Below are 15,590 nucleotides of genomic sequence, written 5' to 3'. Positions count from 1 at the left end.
TAATTCGCTGGGCTCGCCGTTTAGCCGGGCCGTTTCAATGCGTTCACCGCCTCACGCCAGGAGGCGACACCGAGAATTTGCAGCAGCAGGCCGTAGACGGCGATGCCGGCGGCGATCTGCATCCCCAGCGCGATGAAGTGGATCAGGCCATGACTCCCGACAGGCACCAGGCCCGTGGTCAGCCAGAGCAGGACGCCCATGGTGACGGCGGCCAGCACGATCCGCGGCAATCGCGTGCGGGCGCTCGCATCGACCGAGAAGCCGAACTCGGCCGTACCTTTCCGGAGCAGCGCGAGCGCGCTGGTCCAGGCTCCCGCCGCGACGCTCGCCGCGATCCCGCTCGTGCCGAAGACATGGCCGAGCAGCACGGCAAGCACGATGGCGACCGCAAAACCCTCGGCGGTGGCGCGTAGCGGCGTCATCGTGTCGCTGCGCGCATAGAAGGCCGGTGACAGCGCCTTGATCAGCACGTGGGCGGGCAGGCCCAGCGCCAGCCACATCAGCGCGTGCGCTGTGGCCAGGCTGTCATCGGCGCCGAATGCGCCGTGCTCGAACAGCAGCCGCACGATCGGCTCGGCCAGCACCGTCAAGCCGAGCGTCGCGGGCAGCGCCAGCCCGGTCGCAAGCTCAAGCGCGCGCGATTCGGCATGCGCCACCGCCTCGCGGTCGGAGCTGGCGACGGCGCGGGTCAGCTCCGGCACCAGCACGGTGCCCATGGCGACGCCGACGATGCCGAGCGGCAGCTCGATCAGTCGATTGGCGAAATAGAGCCAGGACACTGCTGACGGCGTCGCGGATGCGGTGATCGCGCCGGCCACCATCAGCCATTGCGGCCCGGAGCTTGCGATCATGCCGGGAATCGCCATGGTGAAGAAGCCGCGCATCTCCTTGTCGAAACTGACGCGCAGCGGGGTCGCGAGGCGCGCGCTTCGCTGTGAGAGCAGCATCAAGAGCTGTAGCAGTCCGGCGATGCCGACGGTGGCCGCAAGCAGCCAGGCGGCTTGGGTCGCATCTGCATGCCCGACCAGCAGTGCCGCGATCGCGGTGATCAGCGCGATGTTGAACAGCAGCGGCGAGAACGCGGTGAGAGCGAAGCGTCCTTGCGCGTTCAGCAGGCCCATCAGCACCGTGACCGGTCCGGCGAAGGCGAGGTAAGGCAGCATCAGCCGGGCGTTCTGAACCGCAAGGTCGAGCGTGCCGCTGCCGAGGAATCCCGGCGCGACGACCGTGATGATCAGCGGCATCGACAGCGCGATCAGGAGCGAGATGGCGACCAGCGCCGCGCTGACGGTTCCGAGCACGCGTCCGGCGAATGCCGCTGCGGCCTGCTCGCCGTCGCGGTCCCGGCTGCGCAGCCAGGCCGGGATCAGCGCCGCATTGAGCGCGCCCTCGCTGAGCAGGCGGCGCACCACGTTGACGAGCTGGAAGGCCGCCAGAAACGCATCCGCCACGGCACCGGAGCCGAGCAGCGCCGCGATCAGGGAATCGCGGGCAAAGCCCAACAGGCGCGAGGCCAATGTTCCCGTCGAGACGGTCAGGAAGGAGCGGATCATCGGCGCTTATAATACCGTTGCTTGCTCGTGCGGGCCCGGTCGTGATAGGCCGCGAGCCGGATTTCAGGCCGACAGGAAGCGGATTTTCGCGGGTATCGCAATCCGCCAGACAGGATCAAGGTGAATGGCTGACGTGAAATATGACGTTCTCGGCATCGGCAACGCGCTGTTCGACGTGCTGGTCAGGACCGACGAAGCCTTTTTGGCCAAGCACGGCATGACCAAGGGCAGCATGTCCCTGATCGACGAGGCGCGGGCGGCGGCGATTTACAAGGACATGGGGCCGGCCACCGAAGTCTCGGGCGGCTCGGCGGCCAACACCATCGTCGGCATCGGCAGCCTGGGGGCGCGTGCCGCCTATGTCGGCAAGGTCAAGGAGGACCAGATCGGCAAGCTCTACGTCCACGACATCCGGGCTTCCGGCGTCGCCTTCAACACGCCCGCCGCCAAGGACGGTCCCGCCACCGGGTGCTCCTACATCCTGGTCACCGATGACGGCGAGCGCACCATGAACACCTATCTCGGCGCGGCCCAGGATCTGTCGCCCGCCGATATCGACCCGGCCGAGATCGCCAGCGCCGGCATTGTCTATCTCGAAGGCTATCTCTGGGACCCCAAGAACGCCAAGGACGCCTTCGTCAAGGCGGCCAAGATCGCCCATGACGCCAAGCGCAAGGTGGCGCTGACGCTGTCGGATTCGTTCTGCGTCGATCGCTATCGCGACGAGTTTCTGTCCTTGATGCGCAGCGGCACCGTCGACATCGTGTTCGCCAACGAGTCCGAGCTGCATTCGCTCTACATGACCTCGGACTTCGACACCGCGCTGAAGCAGCTGCGCAACGACGCCAATCTCGGCGTGGTCACTCGCAGCGAGAAGGGCTGCATGGTGGTGTCGGTGGAAGATGCCGTCGCTGCCCCGGCATTCCCGGTCGACAAGGTGGTCGACACCACCGGTGCCGGCGACCTCTTCGCCGCAGGCTTCCTGTATGGCCTGGCGCGCAATCTTGCGTACAAGCAGTGCGGCGAGCTCGGTGCACTGGCCGCCGCCGAAGTGATCCAGCACATCGGCGCGCGTCCGCTGGTGTCCCTGAAGGAGCTAGCCGGCCAGCGCGGGCTGACGGCTTAGCTCTTACCCTCCCCTGGAAGAGGAGGGTCGATCGCGCGCAGCGCGAGCGGGGTGGGGTGACGGTCTCTCGGCGCATTCAGCGTTCATGAGGCCTCTGCGTTCTCTGAAACCGCATCGCTTCACTAGGCAGATCTTCACCGCGGCTTCACCCCACCTCGCTTCGTATGCCGCTTCGCTCTATGCGAACCGATCCTCCCCTCCAGGGGAGGATGGGAGTTCGTGTCTCGGCCGTCGCTTTACCGCGATACGGCTGAGGATGTGAGGCCGTGCGCCCCCTCACGCCGCCTTCTGTCCGCTGCCCACATCGAGGCCGGCATAGACACCGCGCTCGAAGCCTGCGAACGCCTCCAGGCACTTTCCGTCGGCGAACGGCAGCAGCTGCATCAGGATGACGCCGGTGACGTCGCGCGCAGGATCAATCCAGTAATAGGTGTTGGCAAGGCCCGCCCAGGCGAGGCTGCCGGCGCTGCGGCCTTCGGCCGTCTTGGCGGTGTTGATCATGAAGCTGAGGCCCCACTTCTTCACCTGCTCCGGATAGAGATCGACGTCGTTGGTGTACATCGGCGCCGATGTCGTCATCTTGCCCATGGCGAGATCGCCGATGTGGTTCTGCCCCATCGTCGCGACCGTGTCGGCCTTCAGCACTTGATTGCCGTTGCCGCGGCCCTTGTTGAGGATCATCTGCGTGAACTTGATGTAGTCGGCCGCGGTGGAATAGAGGCCGCCCCCGCCCATGTGGAATTCGGGCTCCTGCTCGAGCTCGAACGGGATCGATGCGAGCTCGCCATCCTCGCCTCGCGCATGCATGCCTACGAGGCGCCTGCGCATGCTGTCGGTGATCTTGAACGCCGTCTCGCTCATGCCGAGCGGGTTGAACAGATTGTCGCGCAGATAGGCGTCGAGCCGCTTGCCGCTGGCGGCCTCCACGGCCTTGCCGACGAAATCAATATTGGTGCCGTATTCCCAGCGCGTGCCGGGGTCGGACATGATCGGCGTCTTCAACGCCGCGTTCTGGCAGGTGGTGATCGCGGGAATGCCGTGCTTGTCCAGATAGACCGCGAGATCGCCGTTCCACATATTGTAGCAGAAGCCGGCGGTGTGGGTCATGAGCTGGCGCAGCGTGATCGGCCGCTTGGCGGGCCGCAGCTTCGCCTCGCCATTGGCATCGAAGCCTTCGAGCACCTGCGGGTTGGCGAGATCGGGCAGCAGCTCGCCGATCGGCGCATCCAGCGACAGCTTGCCCTGCTCGACCAGCTGCATCGCGCCCGCTGCCGTTATCGCCTTTGTCATCGAGGCGATCCAGAACACGCTGTCGGCCGTCATCGCGTCGGGCTTGGACAGGTCGCGCTTGCCGAACGCGCCCTGGTACAGCACGTCGTTACCGCTGGCGGCGATGGCGACGACACCGGGAATCTCCCTGGCCTCGCACTTCTGGCGCAGAATCTGGTCGATCTCGGCTTGGCTTTGCATGGCATTTCCTCCGGTTTGATTATTGTTGGAAGTGATCGATTGTCCTCCCGCAGGTCGCGAGCGGCAAGCGTCTCAAGTCCTGGGGTGGTCGCGATGTCGTGACTTGACGGTCCGTGCCGCAGGCAGGACGACAGGTGGGCTGAACGGCAACACGCCGTCACAATCTGCGGTGGATGGCCGCAGCGAGCAGTGACCGTGGATGGGCTCCGGCGATATATGTTTCACCTGTTTGAAGCACTTGAAACATTTCGTGCGTTGCGGCGTTTCAGCACGCGGCCAATCGGCCGGTGACGTTCAGACTTGATGCAAATTGGCGGCGGCTGCCGGCCGCGAGGGGACCTTAGATGATTTCGACCTGGAGCGAATGGAAGCGCTATCCCCGTCCCGGACGGGGGGAGAACCTGGAGGCGCCGATTTCGCCCGGCATCTATGAGGTGCGCATCGCCGGGACCGGCGCGCTCTATTCCTTCGGCGCGGTCGACAATCTGGCGCAGTCGCTGGCGCTGCTGCCGGTCGGCTCGAAATCCTGGTTCGGCCGCCGCAACCCATCCGACGTGCCCGACCTCGAATACCGGACCTGCGCGACCTCCTCGAAGGCCGATGCCAAGGCGGCCGCCGAGCGCATGATCGGCCGGCGCGAGACCTATATGAGCGGTGCGGCGTAGCTACTTCCGCGATCGCGATGCCAAACTGCTCCCCGCTGCGAGTTTAGCTCCCATCAGATGTGCGTTGCGGGGCGGTGCATTGGGCGCCGCTTGCCCCTATATTCCGGGCCGATCCGATCGCCCCAGGGAGAGACGCCATGACCCCGACCGCCGCTGCACGCGCCCCGCAAGCCACCGCCACCCTGCGCGACCGGCTGAAGGACCCCTCGCTCCTGAAGGAGGCCTGCTACATCGACGGCGCCTGGGTCGGCACGCCGGTCTTTGCCGTGAACAATCCCGCAACGGGTGTCGAGCTTGCAAAGGTCCCGCAGCTCGGAGCGGACGACACGACCCGGGCGGTTGAAGCCGCTCAACGCGCCTTTCCGGGCTGGGCCAAGCACACCGCCAAGCAGCGCTCCAACATCCTGCGCAAATGGTTCGAGCTGATCACCGCCAACCGCGAGGATCTCGCGCTGATCCTCACCTCCGAGCAGGGCAAGCCGCTGTCGGAGGCACTCGGCGAGGTCGACATCGGCGCCGCCTATATCGAGTTCTTCGCCGAGGAGGCAAGGCGCGTCTATGGCGAGACCATTCCGACGCAGCGGCCCGATGCGCGCCTGCTCGCGATCAAACAGCCGATCGGCGTCTGCGGCGCGATCACGCCGTGGAACTTCCCGAACTCGATGATCACGCGCAAAGTCTCGCCGGCGCTCGCCGCCGGCTGCACCGTGGTGCTCAAGCCCGCCAACGAGACGCCGCTGTCGGCGCTGGCGCTCGCCGTGCTCGCCGAGAAGGCCGGCATCCCGAAGGGCGTGCTCAACATCATCACCGGCGACGCGCCACCGATCGGCAAGGTGCTGTGCGAGCATCCGGCGGTGCGCTTCGTCGGCTTCACCGGCTCGACCGCGGGCGGCAAGATCCTCTACCAGCAGGCCTCGGTCGGCGTGAAGCGGCTCGGCCTCGAGCTCGGCGGCAACGCGCCGTTCATCGTGTTCGACGACGCCGATATCGACGCCGCGGTTGAAGGCGCGATCGTCTCGAAATATCGCAACATGGGCCAGACCTGCGTCTGCGCCAACCGCATCTACGCCCAGGACAAGGTCTACGACGAGTTCGTCCAGAAGCTGTCGAAAAAGGTCGCCGCGATGAAGATCGGCGACGGCACCGAGAGCGGCGTAACGCAGGGCCCGCTGATCAACATGAAGGCGGTCGACAAGGTCGAGCGCCACATTGCGGATGCCGTCAAGCGCGGCGCCAAGATCGTGACCGGCGGCAAGCGCAGCGAGCTCGGCCGCTCCTTCTTCGAGCCGACCGTGCTCGCCGACGTCAAGGCGGACTCGCTGGTGTCGCAGGAGGAAACCTTTGGTCCGCTCGCGCCGGTGATCCGCTTCAAGGACGAAGCCGATGTGATCGCGATGTGCAACGCCTCGCCGTTCGGCCTGGCGTCCTATTTCTATTCCCGCGATCTCGGCCGCGTCTGGCGCGTCGCCGAGGCGCTGGAGTCCGGCATGGTCGGCGTCAACACCGGCCTCATCACCACCGAGGTCGCGCCGTTCGGCGGCGTCAAGGAAAGCGGCCTCGGGCGCGAAGGCTCGCATCACGGCATGGAAGAATATGTCGAGATCAAGTACGTGATGATGGCGGGGGTTTAGCCGCCGCCGTCGCTTGACGCAGATCAAGAGGCCTCGGGTGAGACAGCATAGCCTGACGCGAGCGGCATCACAGGGTGGCGCCCGCGCAAGGTTGCAGCTCGCGAATGCTGACGAGGATTTCTTTCGTTCCGGGTGAAAGGCAGCTTCTGGGCCGATTCTGGCAGAGCGCCTCCGGCTACTGGCGCGGACCGACCGCATGGACGGCGTGGCTCCTGGTGGTCGCGCTGATCGTCAACGTCATCCTGCAACTCCTGACGCAGTACGGGCTGAACTTCTGGAATCGGGATTTCTTCAACGCCGTCGGCCGGAAGGATCAGGCGGAGCTGCTGTCTCAGGCGCTTCGGTTTCTACCACTGGCGGCGGCGAGTATCGCCTTGGCCGTGTTCTCGGTGTGGGCGCGCATGACCCTGCAGCGCTCCTGGCGCGAGTGGCTGAGCCCCCGCCTCTATGGCGACTGGCTGGCGGATGATCGTTCTCCGGGGCCCAGCTCCATCGAGGGACATCACGAGGCGCCGGAGTATCGCATTGCCGAAGATGCCAAGGTCGCCACGGATCTCCCGATCGATCTGGTCACCGGCCTGCTGCAGTCGGTGCTCACGATCGCAACGTTTGCCGGGGTGCTATGGTCGGTCGGTGGCAGCCTGACGATCGCGCTTGACGGCATCGCTTTTGCGATTCCCGGTTACCTCGTGCTCGCGGTGATCGCCTATTCCGCGCTGCTGGTGATCGGCATCTGGCTGACAGCCGGCCGCCTGACCCGGGTCATTGAGGAAAACAAGCGCATGGAAGCCGAGCTGCGGGCGATCGGAACGCATGTGCGCGAGAGCCGCGAAGGCAAGGCGGTGCAGCAGACCGGCATCAACGATCGCCATGCCGTCGGCGCCGCCCTGAAAGCCGTGATCGCCATCTGGCGAATCTACTGCTGGCAATTGATGCGAATGACGCTGGTCACTTATACGGGCCTTCTGGTGACGCCGGTGGTCGGCCTGCTGCTGTGCCTGCCCAAGTATCTCGACGCCACCATGACGCTGGGCGAGGTCGTTCAGGCGTCGGCGGCATTCGTCGTCGTCCAGACCGCATTCAACTGGTTCACCGACAATTATGCCAAGCTCGCGGAATGGACGGCGTCCGCCAACCGGGTTGCCGAGCTCCTGCTCGCGCTGGATGCGGATCGCGCGCCTGGCGCTGAAGCCGGTCGTCGATCCATCCCGGCCTGAAGCATCGCGCCACGATGACCAAGGTGCGAGCTAGATCTTCAGCTCCGTTCCGGTCACGCGCCGATACGCCTCGAGATACCGCTTGCTGGTCGCGTCCACCACGCTCGCCGGCAGTGGGGGTGGCGGGGCGTCGCCGTTCCAGCGGCCGGCGCGGCGCTCGACGTCGAGATAGTCGCGCAAGGGCTGCTTGTCGAAGCTCGCCTGCGGCTGGCCGGGCTTGTAGGCATCGACCGCCCAGAATCGCGAGGAGTCCGGCGTCATCACCTCGTCGATCAGGATGATGCGGCCGTCCTTGTCGCGGCCGAACTCGAACTTGGTGTCGGCGATGATGATGCCCTGCTCGCGCGCCAGCTCCTCGCCGAGCGTGTAGATCGCGCGCGTCATGCTCTCGAGCGTGTAGGCGACCTCGTCGCCGACCACTGCGCGCATCTTCGCGATGGTGATGTTCTCGTCATGGCCGGTCTCGGCCTTGGTCGCCGGGCTGAAGATCGCCGGCTCCAGCTTCTCGCTCTCGACGAGGCCTACCTTCAGCTTCTCGCCTGCGAGCGTGCCGCTGGCGGCGTACTCTTTCCAGGCCGAGCCCGAGAGATAGCCCCGGATCACGCACTCGATCGGGAATACGGTGGTGCGCTTGCACAGCATGCCGCGGCCGAGGATCTCGGCGCGGTGCGGTTTCAACGCCGGCACGGCCGCGATGATCTCGTCGGTGTCGGCGCTGATCATGTGATGCGGCACCACGCCTTCGAGCTCATTGAACCAGAACGCGCTGATCTGCGTCAGCACCGCGCCCTTCATCGGGATGGTCTCGCCCATCACCACGTCGAAGGCGCTGATGCGGTCGGTGGTGACGAGCAGCAGGCGGTCGTCGTCGACGGCGTAGATGTCGCGCACCTTGCCGCGTCCGATCTTGGACAGAGGCAGGTCGCTGGAGAGCATGGTGGTCATCGGCAAGGCTTTCGAGGGTGAGGCTTTCGAAGGTGAGGCTTTCGCAGACAAGGCTTTCAGGCAGAACGTTCGGCCGCACCTGATGGCACAGCCTGAAACCGGATTAGCCTATTCCGGCAGCGGAATGAACTCATGTTCCTGCGGAACTGCGGCGAAACGTCCGGTTTTCCAGTCCTGCTTCGCCTGCTCGATCCGCTCCTTGCTGGAGGAGACGAAATTCCACCAGATGTGGCGCGGGCCCTCCAGCGCATCGCCGCCGAGAAACATCATCCGCGCGGCCTTGAGCGCCTTCACGGTGATGCGGTCGCCGGGCCGGAAGATCAGGAGCCGCGGCCCCTCATAGCGCTCGTTGGCGATCTCGACCTCGCCGTCGACGACATAGATCGCGCGCTCCTCGTGATCGGGGTCGAGCGGCACGCTCGCGCCGGCGACCGCCGTGACCTCGGTGTAGAACCAGGGCGAGACCATCGACACCGGCGAGGTGATGCCGAAGGCGGAGCCTGCGATCACGCGCGCGGTGAAGTCGCGCTCGGAGATCATCGGCAGATCGCCAGCCGCATAGTGCTGGAACGACGGTGCGATCTCTTCCGATCCGGCCGGCAGCGCGATCCAGCTCTGCAGGCCCAGCATCTGCTGGCCCGAGGCGCGCTGCGCGTCCGGCGTGCGCTCGGAATGCGCGATGCCGCGCCCTGCCGTCATCAGATTCATCGCGCCCGGAGCGATCTCCTGGACATTGCCCTCGCTGTCGCGATGCATGATCGCGCCGTCGAACAGATAGGTGACGGTAGCAAGCCCGATATGCGGATGCGGGCGCACGTCCATGCCCTTGCCGGAGACGAACTGAACGGGGCCGAAATGATCGAAGAAGATGAAGGGCCCGACCATCTGCCGCTTGCCATGCGGCAGCGCGCGCCGCACCGCGAAGCCATCACCGAGGTCGCGCGTCCGCGGCACGATGACGAGATCGAGCGCATCGCAGGACATGGGATCGCCGAGCACGGGATCGTTCGAGGGCTGCCAGCTCATGGGTAGGCTCCTTTTTGACTTTCTTGGACGCAATGGTAGCAGGATTTCGCATCGCCGTCGCGACAAAGCTCCGCTAACCCTTGCAAGCGAATGGTCCTTGAAAAAGCGAGCCTGACGAACGATGTTCGGCTGCCTTCAACTGCGACCGTTCGACCCAGCCGATGACCCTTGCCGCAACCGAGCTTGCCTTTCGCGCCGCCAGCGTTGCGCTGCTGCTTGTGCTCGCGGCCTCGCTTGTCTCCGACTTCCGCAACGTGCTGGCAGCCCGCCTCGGCGCGGCGTTCGCGCTGGGCTCGGCGGCGCATGCGGCGAGCTATTCCATCGGAGTCTCTTTGCTGGTCGCGGGCTGGCACGCGCCGCTGATTGCATTATCGACCGGCAACATCGTCGTGTTCTGGCTGTTCACGCGTGCGCTGTTCGACGACGAGTTTCGCCTGCGCTGGTGGCACGGATTGATCTGGGCAGCGGTCGCGGCCTTCAGCTTTGCGGGCTGCTTCTGGATTGCGCCAGGCGGCCAAGCGCGGTTCTCTGTGACGGTCGTCAATCTGATCGTGCTTGGCTTCATCGCGCTTGCGATCGGCCAGACGATCGCCTCGTGGCCGGCCGATCTGGTGGAGCGGCGGCGGCGCGTTCGCGTCTTTATCGTCTGCGCTGCGGCGCTCTATGGCGGGTTGAACGCGCTGCTCCAGATCGCGATCGGCGGCAGTGCCGGCGAGGTCGCCAACACCATCAATGCCGGTGCGCTCGCCTGCGTCGTCGCGATCATCGCCTATGCGATGATGCGCGTCGATGGCGCCGATCTGTTTCCGGCCGTGGTCGCGGCGCCGATAATTCTGGCGCAGCCCGCGGCGGTCGATGAATCTGCCGACCAGCAACTCATCGACGCGCTGATGCGCCTGATGGCGGATGAGCGGATCTACCGCCAGGAGAACATCACCATTGGCGTGCTGGCGGGCCGGCTGAAGATTCCCGAATACCGGCTGCGCCGGCTGATCAACCAGCGCCTCGGCTACCGCAACTTTAATGTGTTCCTGAACAATCACCGTATCGAGGAGGCCAAGGCCGCGCTTGCCGATCCCGCCCAGGCCGAGGTCCCCGTCATCACCATCGCCATGGACGCCGGCTTCCAGTCGCTGGGACCGTTCAATCGTGCCTTCAAGGCGGTGACGGGCGTGACACCGACCGAGTACCGGCGGCTGAAGGTGAATGTGGCATAGTTCGTAAACTGCTGTAATCGCAGTAACATTCTGGATTCGGCGAACCTCGGTCAAATTCAGCCAGGCCATTTTCCAAATCCGGCGAGCGCTTCTTCGCCCGCTCCGGCTTCCTCCCGGCACAGCCCCCCAGCCGGAGAAACGTCCGTGACCCGCCGTCGCAAGATCATCCTCCTCACCGCCACCATCGCCTGTGCCGGCCTCGCGCTCGGCGCCGCCCGGGCCCGCGACGTCCCGAAGGTCGCCACCGGCTTCGTGGCCGACATCCTCTGCTCGGAGACGTTCGTGTCCGGCCTCGATGTCGGACGCAATTTCACCGAGACCACCGATGCCATGCCCGGAACGAGCCTGATCACCTGGGCAATGGACTATCGGATCGACCATGCGCGCAAGGATGTCACGGTGACGCTGTTCGGCATCGGCCGCAGTCATGCCGTCTATCGCGAGGGGCTCGGCTGCTCGCTCGACCATGGCGCGGGAATCGCCGTCGTCGAGCCGCCCGCGAACGACAGGCAGCCCGCGCTGCTGCCCGAGATCGCCGGCCCCGGAATCGTGCCGCCGCAAAGCCCCTCACTTGCCGCCGCGCTCGATCGCGCCTTCACCGAGCCTGCGCAGCCGCCTTACCGGCGCACCCGCGCGGTGCTTGTGATGAAGCAGGGCCGCGTCATCGCGGAGCGCTATGCGGACGGCATTGGACCGCAGACCCCGCTGCTCGGCTTCTCCATGACGAAATCCGTCATCTCGGCGCTGATTGGCATTCTGGTGCGCCAGGGCAAGCTGAAGCTCGACGGACCCGCGCCGGTCGCCGCCTGGAAGGATCCCGGCGATCCCCGCCATGCCATCACCGTCGACCAGCTTCTGCGCCACACCGCGGGCCTTGCACTCGGCAGCTCGTTGCAGGCTTCGCTCGGCTCCGCCTTCGAGCCGGTCAACCGGATGAAATTCGCAGAATCGGACATGGCGGCCTATGCCGAGAGCATCCCGCTCGCGACCGCACCCGGCACGGCGTGGAATTATCACGACGGCAATATCCTCATCCTGTCGCATCTGATCCGCGATGCGTCCGGCGGCACACCGGAAGACGCGCTCCGCTTTGCGCGCCGCGAATTGTTCGCCCCGCTCGGCATGCGTCATGTCGTCCTTCAGCTCGATGGCTCGGGCACGATCGAGGGGTCGAGCGAGATGCTCGCGTCGGCGCGCGACTGGGCGCGCTTCGGCCAGCTCTATCTCAATGACGGCGTCGCCGGCGGCAAGCGCATCCTGCCGGAAGGCTGGATCAACTATTCGGCGACGGCCACGCCGAATGCCTGGGTCGGCATCGGCGCCGGCTTCTGGACCAACCAGGGCGACAGCTTTAGCGCGAATTTTCGCGTCGCACACGGCTGGCCGCGCGACGCTTTTTTCGCCAAGGGCACGATCGGGCAATACACCATCGTGATCCCGTCGGAGAAGCTGGTGATCGTCCGGATGGGACGCTCGCCGAACGCGCCGCCGGAGGCGGACGGCGTGTTCGATCTCGTGCGCGATGTGGTGGCGGCGACTCGTGAGAAGGGGAAGCTGGCGGGGGCGGAATGAGACGTCTCTTACCCTCCCCTGCAGGGCAGGGCTATCGCATATGGCTCTTTGCGCGAGCTGAGCGCGCGCCTCGTCCTTCGAGACGACCGCTTCGCGGTCTCCTCAGGATGAGGCTAAGCGATATCGGAGGCCGTTGAAACGAGCGAAATGCCCTCAGTCCTCATCCTGAGGGCCCGCCAACGGCGGGCGGCTCGAAGGATGGCCACGGGCGACATCACTCCCATATGCGATTGCCCTCCCCTGGAGGGGGAGGGTCGATCGCGCGCAGCGCGAGCGGGGTGGGGTGACGGTCTCTCCGCAACCAACAGTGCCCGAGTGGAGAGATCACCCCACCCCGTCACGCAATCTCGCTTCGCTCGATCGCGTGCCGACCCTCCCCCTTCAGGGGAGGGTAAGAGGCAGGCTCTGCTGCGCCGCCTACCTGCCCAATTCCGTCGCCTGCGCCACGCGGTCGAACCGCTCCAGCGTCATGATCGCGTCGGCGAATTTTTCCGCGCGCGCGTTCAGCACGGGGCGGGCCAGCGTCAGGAACTTCTGCTGCATCGCCTGCGTGTCCGGGAACGAGGTCGGCTCGCCCGAGGGATCGGCATAAAGCCGCTCATGCACGCCGTCATCCGTCGTGATGCTGACGCGGGCGCCGAAGGGATGGGTGCGGCCGATCTCGAGCCGGTCATCCTGCACCACGTCGAACTTGTCGGCGAGCGCGTCGATCGCGGCGTCGCCGAGACGGTTGTAATCGTCCCAGCCGAATGAACCCTGGTCGAGCGCGAGCGCGCCGGTGAAGAACATCGAGAACTGGCCGCCGACGATCGAGCGCGGGTGCCGCTTGGTGGCGGCATCGCCGGTCAGGGTGATGCCGTTGCGATGAAGGCCGATCTCGACGCGCTTGACCTGGTCCGGCGTGAGATTGTGCTCGCGCCGCATCGCGATCAGCGCGTCGATCGCGGCATGGGTGTAGCGGCAGCTCGGATAGGGTTTGACGCCGATCTTCATGGTCTCATAGGTCTTGCCGAGCTCGGCCACCGCCTTGTCGGGATGCGCATCGTCGGTGTAGCCGGCGAGCAGTCCGTGCTTGCCCTCGACCGATTCCGTCGCGCCGACGAAATCGTTGCGCGCCAGTGTCGCGGCGATCACCCCGTTCATCGCGGCGGCGCCGACCTGGTAGCGCTTGTTCCAGGCGCCGTTGACCAAAAATTGCAGCGAGCCCGCGGCCTGGCTGCCGGAGACACCGAACGCGGCGATCAGCTGCTTCTCGCTGAGGCCGAACAGCTTCCCGGCCGCGGCGGCGGCGCCGTAAGTCCCGGCGGTCGCGGTCGGATGGAAGCCGCGCGCGTAATGCGAGGTGGGGTCGAGCGCATTGCCGAGCCGGCAGCAGACCTCATAGCCGGCGACGATCGCGGTCAGCACGTCGCGCCCGGAGGCGCCGACCATCTCGCCGACGGCGAACGCGGCCGGAACCACCGGCGCGCTCGGATGCAGCGAGGAATCGGCATGGGTGTCGTCGAAGTCGAGGGAATGGCCGAGCGCGCCGTTGAGGAGCGCTGCGACCGCCGGCGTCCAGGTCTTGTTGTCGCCGAACACGGTGGATTCGCCCTTGGTGTCGAGCGCCAGCGCCTCCAGCATTTTCAGCATCGACGGGGTCGATTCCGCCTCGCGCCTCGCCCGGATCGCGCTGCCGAGGAAGTCCAGCGTCAGCACCTTGGCACGCTCCAGCACCTCGGCCGGAATATCCTGGTATTTCAGATGGAAGACATAGGCGGCGAGCGTTGCGGTTTCGTGAGCCATCGTGTTTCCTCGTTTTGGCGCGCAAGTTAGGCGGGCTGATTTGGCCTTTCAAGCGGCCTTGCGGCCGCGGGCATCAGCCATGCTTTTGCTTGGCGCAAGAGGATCGGGATATTCCGTATGACGCGCGCAAGGCAGCTGTTCGACCGGATCAGGTCGCGGCGGACGCAACTGGGATTGGCGATCCGGGTCACCGTGGCGGCGACCGCGGCCTATGCGCTCGCCACCGCGCTGCATCTGTTGTTGCCGCTCTGGGCGGTCCTGACCTCGCTGATCGTGACCCAGATGAGCGTCGGCCGCTCGCTGAAGGCGACGCGCGACTACATGCTCGGCACCATCGGCGGCGCGATCTATGGCGGCGCCATCGCGATCCTGATTCCCTATTCCAGCGAAGCCGGCCTCCTTGGCTTGCTGGTGCTCTCGGTCGCCCCGCTCGCCTTCATCGCCGCGATCAATCCGAGCCTCAGCGCGGCCACGGTGACAGCCGTGATCGTGCTGCTGGTCCCTACCATGCATCATTCCGACCCCATGACCTCGGCGATCGACCGCGTCAGCGAGGTCGGCGTCGGCGCGGTCACGGGGCTGCTGGTGTCGTTCCTGGTGCTGCCCTCGCGCGCGGTGCGACAGATTCGTGCCAGCGCCGCGGTCCTGCTCGAGCTGATCGCGGATGCCTTCACCGAGCTGCTGGCAGGCCTCACCCGCGGCCGCGACAACGACGCGCTGCACCGGATCCAGGACGGCATCGGCACCGCGATGGTAGGGATGAATGCCATCGGTGCCGAAGCCGAACGCGAGCGCGCCGCGCGGCTGTCGAGCGGGCCGGACACCGGCCCGCTCTTGCGCACCGTCTTGCGGCTGCGCCATGACGTCGTGATGATCGGCCGCGCCACCGTGGTGCCGCTGCCGGTCGAGGTGCAGATGCGGTTAGCTGCTCCGCTGACGGAGGTGTCGACCGTGATCGCCCGCTTCCTGCGTTCGGCGGCTAGCGCCTTGCGCGAAGGCGCGGGCGCACCGCCGATCCATCCCGTCCACGTCGCGCTCCAGCATTACGCCGAGGCGGTCGCGTCGGTCCGCCAGGACGGCCTGATCCGCGGCCAGCCCGGCGACACCGCCGAGCGCTTCTTCGCGCTCGGCTTCTCGCTGGAGCAGATGCATCAGAATCTCTGCGCCCTCGACCGCGTCGTCGGCGAATGGTCGGAGGCCTCGGCCGACAAGTCCGCGCGCGTTGCGCAGTGAGTTATACGTATTCTCGTAGACTCGTTTCGACAGCAATGCATGCGTCGCGCGGTTCAGCCGTGATCGTTGCCTGCGTATTCTGACACTGCATGCGCAAGGTTCCATCGGGTCATGTTGCTGACGCAATCTCTGTCTTAATCGGCGACAAGC

At 66.0% G+C, this 15,590-nt stretch carries 12 protein-coding genes; 7 read left to right on the top strand and 5 right to left on the bottom strand.

Going from position 1 to position 15,590, the window contains the following annotated elements; genetic code table 11:
- Positions 1 to 20 precede the first annotated feature (20 nt).
- Positions 21 to 1,553, bottom strand: coding sequence for a murein biosynthesis integral membrane protein MurJ (gene murJ, locus X268_RS31800; protein WP_128928608.1), 1,533 nt, complete (start codon positions 1,551 to 1,553; stop codon positions 21 to 23).
- 124 nt (positions 1,554 to 1,677) lie between these two features.
- Here murJ and X268_RS31795 point away from each other — a divergent pair, with 124 nt between their 5' ends.
- Positions 1,678 to 2,679, top strand: a complete 1,002-nt coding sequence (locus X268_RS31795; protein ID WP_128928607.1) for an adenosine kinase — start codon at positions 1,678 to 1,680, stop codon at positions 2,677 to 2,679.
- Between the two features lie 276 nt (positions 2,680 to 2,955).
- Here X268_RS31795 and X268_RS31790 read toward each other — a convergent pair whose 3' ends face one another.
- Positions 2,956 to 4,149, bottom strand: a complete 1,194-nt coding sequence (locus X268_RS31790) for a serine hydrolase domain-containing protein (RefSeq protein ID WP_128928606.1) — start codon at positions 4,147 to 4,149, stop codon at positions 2,956 to 2,958.
- Positions 4,150 to 4,493: 344 nt separating this feature from the next.
- Here X268_RS31790 and X268_RS31785 point away from each other — a divergent pair, with 344 nt between their 5' ends.
- The 3 genes from X268_RS31785 (at position 4,494) to X268_RS31775 (ending at position 7,662) form a co-directional block, all read left to right on the top strand.
- Positions 4,494 to 4,814 (top strand): hypothetical protein, encoded by a 321-nt coding sequence (locus X268_RS31785; protein WP_128928605.1) that lies wholly within the window; start codon positions 4,494 to 4,496, stop codon positions 4,812 to 4,814.
- A 137-nt stretch (positions 4,815 to 4,951) separates the two neighbouring features.
- A complete protein-coding gene (locus X268_RS31780) occupies positions 4,952 to 6,445 on the top strand; it encodes an NAD-dependent succinate-semialdehyde dehydrogenase (RefSeq protein WP_128928604.1) in 1,494 nt (497 codons plus the stop codon).
- Positions 6,446 to 6,549: 104 nt separating this feature from the next.
- Positions 6,550 to 7,662: an SbmA/BacA-like family transporter gene (locus X268_RS31775; protein WP_128928603.1), complete on the top strand. Its 1,113-nt coding sequence runs from the start codon at positions 6,550 to 6,552 to the stop codon at positions 7,660 to 7,662.
- A gap of 30 nt (positions 7,663 to 7,692) precedes the next feature.
- Here the strand turns inward: X268_RS31775 and X268_RS31770 are convergent, their stop codons facing one another.
- Complete coding sequence (locus X268_RS31770) at positions 7,693 to 8,607, bottom strand: phosphoribosylaminoimidazolesuccinocarboxamide synthase (RefSeq protein WP_128928602.1); 915 nt, start codon at positions 8,605 to 8,607, stop codon at positions 7,693 to 7,695.
- 108 nt (positions 8,608 to 8,715) lie between these two features.
- Positions 8,716 to 9,633, bottom strand: a complete 918-nt coding sequence (locus X268_RS31765) for a pirin family protein (protein ID WP_128928601.1) — start codon at positions 9,631 to 9,633, stop codon at positions 8,716 to 8,718.
- Positions 9,634 to 9,794: 161 nt separating this feature from the next.
- Between X268_RS31765 and X268_RS31760 the strand changes: the two genes are divergently transcribed.
- Both X268_RS31760 and X268_RS31755 read left to right on the top strand, forming a co-directional pair.
- Positions 9,795 to 10,850 (top strand): helix-turn-helix domain-containing protein, encoded by a 1,056-nt coding sequence (locus X268_RS31760; protein ID WP_128928600.1) that lies wholly within the window; start codon positions 9,795 to 9,797, stop codon positions 10,848 to 10,850.
- A 144-nt stretch (positions 10,851 to 10,994) separates the two neighbouring features.
- Positions 10,995 to 12,422: a serine hydrolase domain-containing protein gene (locus X268_RS31755; protein ID WP_128928599.1), complete on the top strand. Its 1,428-nt coding sequence runs from the start codon at positions 10,995 to 10,997 to the stop codon at positions 12,420 to 12,422.
- A gap of 417 nt (positions 12,423 to 12,839) precedes the next feature.
- Here the strand turns inward: X268_RS31755 and X268_RS31750 are convergent, their stop codons facing one another.
- Positions 12,840 to 14,207 (bottom strand): MmgE/PrpD family protein, encoded by a 1,368-nt coding sequence (locus tag X268_RS31750; protein WP_128928598.1) that lies wholly within the window; start codon positions 14,205 to 14,207, stop codon positions 12,840 to 12,842.
- Between the two features lie 117 nt (positions 14,208 to 14,324).
- Between X268_RS31750 and X268_RS31745 the strand changes: the two genes are divergently transcribed.
- Positions 14,325 to 15,440: an FUSC family protein gene (locus X268_RS31745; RefSeq protein WP_128928597.1), complete on the top strand. Its 1,116-nt coding sequence runs from the start codon at positions 14,325 to 14,327 to the stop codon at positions 15,438 to 15,440.
- Positions 15,441 to 15,590 lie beyond the last annotated feature (150 nt).

This window comes from Bradyrhizobium guangxiense (genome assembly GCF_004114915.1).
GTDB classification, from domain to species: domain Bacteria; phylum Pseudomonadota; class Alphaproteobacteria; order Rhizobiales; family Xanthobacteraceae; genus Bradyrhizobium; species Bradyrhizobium guangxiense.
This window is presented reverse-complemented; position numbering and strand designations above follow the sequence as displayed.

What these genes read in the sequence shown, in the direction of transcription:
- murJ (WP_128928608.1), bottom strand. Translation starts at nt 1,553, where the DNA reads ATGATCCGCTCCTTCCTGACCGTCTCGACGGGAACATTGGCCTCGCGC.
- X268_RS31795 (WP_128928607.1), top strand. Translation starts at nt 1,678, where the DNA reads ATGGCTGACGTGAAATATGACGTTCTCGGCATCGGCAACGCGCTGTTC.
- X268_RS31790 (WP_128928606.1), bottom strand. Translation starts at nt 4,149, where the DNA reads ATGCAAAGCCAAGCCGAGATCGACCAGATTCTGCGCCAGAAGTGCGAG.
- X268_RS31785 (WP_128928605.1), top strand. Translation starts at nt 4,494, where the DNA reads ATGATTTCGACCTGGAGCGAATGGAAGCGCTATCCCCGTCCCGGACGG.
- X268_RS31780 (WP_128928604.1), top strand. Translation starts at nt 4,952, where the DNA reads ATGACCCCGACCGCCGCTGCACGCGCCCCGCAAGCCACCGCCACCCTG.
- X268_RS31775 (WP_128928603.1), top strand. Translation starts at nt 6,550, where the DNA reads ATGCTGACGAGGATTTCTTTCGTTCCGGGTGAAAGGCAGCTTCTGGGC.
- X268_RS31770 (WP_128928602.1), bottom strand. Translation starts at nt 8,607, where the DNA reads ATGACCACCATGCTCTCCAGCGACCTGCCTCTGTCCAAGATCGGACGC.
- X268_RS31765 (WP_128928601.1), bottom strand. Translation starts at nt 9,633, where the DNA reads ATGAGCTGGCAGCCCTCGAACGATCCCGTGCTCGGCGATCCCATGTCC.
- X268_RS31760 (WP_128928600.1), top strand. Translation starts at nt 9,795, where the DNA reads ATGACCCTTGCCGCAACCGAGCTTGCCTTTCGCGCCGCCAGCGTTGCG.
- X268_RS31750 (WP_128928598.1), bottom strand. Translation starts at nt 14,207, where the DNA reads ATGGCTCACGAAACCGCAACGCTCGCCGCCTATGTCTTCCATCTGAAA.
- X268_RS31745 (WP_128928597.1), top strand. Translation starts at nt 14,325, where the DNA reads ATGACGCGCGCAAGGCAGCTGTTCGACCGGATCAGGTCGCGGCGGACG.